Origin of the sequence: Amnimonas aquatica, from assembly GCF_002943415.1 — a bacterium.
Taxonomy (GTDB): domain Bacteria; phylum Pseudomonadota; class Gammaproteobacteria; order Pseudomonadales; family Moraxellaceae; genus Perlucidibaca; species Perlucidibaca aquatica_A.
This window is the reverse complement of sequence record NZ_PTQZ01000228.1, coordinates 1-2,774: the sequence shown is the minus strand read 5'-3', so window position 1 is coordinate 2,774 and position 2,774 is coordinate 1. Positions and strand designations below refer to the sequence as shown.

Sequence of the window (2,774 nt, the reverse complement as noted above, 5' to 3'; positions counted from 1 at the left end):
TGCATGGGGCTCGAATCCTCGGTAAGCTCGCCCCATTATGAGGCGGTCCGGGCCGGGTCGCCAGCAGCACGAGGCGGGCATGGCGGAACCGGGCCGGACGGCAACAGCATTTTCCATCGATCAGGCCCGGCAGGCGCTGCCGCCGCTGGATCTCGATGTGCGTGCGCCGGCGCGGGGTGCGCTCGCCGACTACTGCCATTTCTTCGGTTTCGATGCCATCGCCGAGGCGGGTGTGCGCCATGACCTGGGCTGGGTCGAAGCCTGGGGCTACCAGATCGCCACCCATGTCTACCAGCCGCCGGCCCGGGCGCGCGGCACGCTGCTGGTGCTGCACGGCTACTTCGATCATGCCGGCCTGTTCACCCATGTCATTCGCCGCGGGCTGGCGCGCGGCTACGCCGTGGTGGCCATCGACCTGCCCGGGCACGGCCTGTCATCCGGCGAGACCGGCGACATCGAGGACTTCCAGCATTACCAGGAAGTGCTGCGCGACCTGCTGGCGGCGCTGCAGCCCTGGCTGCCCGGTCCCTGGGTGGCGGTGGGGCAGAGCACCGGCGGCGGCATCCTGCTCGATCACGTGCTGTCATCGCTGGCGGCGGGCGAGCGGCCGCTGTTCCGGCGCGTGCAGCTGTGGGCGCCGCTGGTGCGCATCGCGCAGTGGCGCAAGGTGCGCATGGGGCACCGCCTGCTGCGCGGCATCCGGCGCAGCGTGCCGCGGCATTTCCGCCGCAGCAGCGCCGACCCCGACTTCATCGACCTGATCTGGCACCGCGATCCGTTCCAGGCCCGCCACATTCCGCTGCGCTGGCTGGGCAGCGTGATCCGCTGGGAGGCGCGCCTGCAGGCGCTGCCGGCGTGCCGCTACCCGCTGACGGTGGTACAGGGCGGTCGCGACGAGACCGTGGACTGGCGCTACAACGTCGATTTCATCCGCCGGCGGACCTGGGTCGAGCGCCAGGTCGACATTCCCGAGGCCTCGCACCACCTCGCCAACGAGCGCGAGGACCTGCGCGAGCAGGTGCTGCAGGCGCTCGATCGCTACGTGCTGACCTGACGGTCGTTTCCGCTTGCCGGCCGCCGGACGGCAGGGCATGATCGGGTATCGTCAAAATCTGACGTTGTGCATTTTCAAAACAGAACTACAAGCGAGGTAGACATGGCGTCGCAGCACATCGAGGTGGTCCAGGCTTTCCCGTTTTCCGTCGACAAGCTCTATGCCTTCCTGAGCGATCACGAAAAGCTGGTGGCGATCTTCCCGGCCAAGATCAAGCGCGTGCGTGATGGCCAGGGCTCGGTCAATGGCGTCGGCTCGGTGCGCCGGCTGGGGCTGCCGGGCGGCCTGTCGCTGGAAGAGACGGTGACCAAGGCGGAAGAGAACACGCTGATCGAGTACACCATCACCAAGGGTGGCTGGCCGGTGAAGAACCACTACGGCGTNTGGTGAAGAAGGCGCTGGAAACGCCGATCCGCCAGGGTCTGAAGAAGCTCGCCCGCCAGGGCCTGTGAGCGGCGGCGGTGTTTTCCGGCAGGGCTCGGGAAACACCGCTCCGACTGCGTTACCGGCTCAGCCCGGGTTGATGCCCACCAGCACCTCGATGCGGCCCGGCCGCACGCGCAGGTCGCGGATCTCGAACTGATTGACCAGCTGCATCAGCAGCTCCCGGCTGTCGCGCAAGGTGGTCAGGCCGGGCAGCACGCTGAGGTCGGTCAGGCTGAGCAGCTTATCGACCATCCATGTGCGGTTGCTGAACAGGTCGGCCAGCTCGGTCCGGTTCAGGTCGATGCGCCACAGGCGCGGGCCTTCGCGGCTGACGCCGGGGATGTCCTGCAGCGCCATGTTCACCGGCGAGCGCGTCGGCAGGCGGTTGGCGACATAGAACGCGCCGCGGCCGACCTGGCGGGTGAGCCAGCTCGCCACGATGTTGGACTGGCGGAACTGGGCGTCGAGGCTCTCGTCGACCTGGCGCACGCGCAGGTAGCGCTCGTGCCGCGAAATGCGGCACTCCAGCACGTCGAACTCCAGCTCCAGCGTGTAGACCAGGCGGTTGTGGTGGCCGTCCACCGCCACGGTGAGGCGGTCGTCGCCGCAGTAGACCGTGAGGTGGTCGACGCTCGGGTGATCCTGAACCATTTTGCGCACCTGCTTGTTGAGCAGGCTCTCCGGCAGCGGCAGGGTCAGCGTGGACTTGCGCAGATAGGCCTGGGCCATCTGCAGGGCGACCTCGCGGGCGATCTGTCCGGCGGCCTTGGCGGTGTCGCCGGCGAGCTGGGCCGCGACCTTGGCGCCGTCCTCGGCGAGCTGGGCCATGACCTGGGCGCCCTCGGAGGCAATCTGGATGGCGTTGCGCGCGGTGTCGCCGGCCATTTCCGCCACGCCCTTGGCGGTTTCCGATGCCATGCCGGCGACTTCCCGGGCGGCCTCGCTGGCGACATCGGCGACTTCGCGCATGGTGCGTCCGGCGCGCTCGCCGATATCGCGTGCGGCCTGGCGGGCGTTGCGCGCGACTTCGCGGGCATTGCGCACCACGGCGCGTGCGGAGGGTACGGCCTCATTGCTGTCCGCGGTGCGGCGGGTCTTGCCGGCGGCCTTCTTCGCGGCGGTCTGCCGGCGTGGCGGCATGTCGTCTTCGGCCGCGGTTTCTGCCGGGGCCGGCGGTGCTGGCTCCGGCGCCGGCTCGGCGGCGGTGCTCGCCGTTGTCGCGGTCTTTTTCGCACGCGGCTTGCGCGGCCGGGCGGTCGCCTTCGCGCTGGCCGGGGCGTCCTGTCCGGCGGGA

At 69.5% G+C, this 2,774-nt stretch carries 2 protein-coding genes; one reads left to right on the top strand and one right to left on the bottom strand.

Annotated elements, in window-relative coordinates; genetic code table 11:
- Positions 1-79 precede the first annotated feature (79 nt).
- A complete protein-coding gene (locus C5O18_RS08305) occupies positions 80-1,054 on the top strand; it encodes an alpha/beta hydrolase (protein WP_158249308.1) in 975 nt (324 codons plus the stop codon).
- Between the two features lie 510 nt (positions 1,055-1,564).
- Here C5O18_RS08305 and C5O18_RS08295 read toward each other — a convergent pair.
- Positions 1,565-2,620, bottom strand: a complete 1,056-nt coding sequence (locus C5O18_RS08295; protein ID WP_146089298.1) for a hypothetical protein — start codon at positions 2,618-2,620, stop codon at positions 1,565-1,567.
- Between the last annotated feature and the right edge of the window lie 154 nt (positions 2,621-2,774).

Coding starts and splice junctions, on each gene's coding strand:
- C5O18_RS08305 (WP_158249308.1), top strand. CDS start 80: ATGGCGGAACCGGGCCGGACGGCAACAGCATTTTCCATCGATCAGGCC.
- C5O18_RS08295 (WP_146089298.1), bottom strand. CDS start 2,620: ATGCCGCCACGCCGGCAGACCGCCGCGAAGAAGGCCGCCGGCAAGACC.